Here is a 351-nt window from a genome sequence, read left to right as displayed (position 1 = left end):
TTGCTTTGTATTCAAGCATGGTTCTAAATTGTGACCAAGACACTTCGCCTATCGCTTTGGCTAACTTGTGGTTTTTCAGCATATTTGACACTTGCAAATCCTCAATCCCTACAATATCGTGGTTTTTGATGATGTAAGTTGAGATTTTCTGCAAATAGTCTGTTCTTGCATAGGTGATTCGTTCGTGGATTCTTGCAACCTTCATACGTTGTTTGTTCCAATTGGAAGAACCTTTCACACGCTTGGAAAGGATACGTTGTGCGGTTGCTAATTTCTTTTCAAGTTTGCGAAACCATTTTGGATTAGCGAATATTTCTCCCGTACTCAAAATGGCAAAGTCTTTTAGCCCAA

1 protein-coding gene is annotated in these 351 nt (G+C 39.0%); it reads right to left on the bottom strand.

What is annotated here, in order from left to right; all coding sequences use genetic code 11:
• Positions 1-351 (bottom strand): RNA-guided endonuclease TnpB family protein (locus V7014_RS01845; protein ID WP_335503614.1); only part of this gene is annotated, 351 nt, incomplete at both ends.

Source organism: Bacillus sp. JJ722 (assembly GCF_036963345.1).
GTDB lineage: Bacteria > Bacillota > Bacilli > Bacillales > DSM-1321 > Bacillus_AD.
Note: the sequence above shows the minus strand (reverse complement) of the source record. Positions and strands in the feature narration are given on the sequence as shown.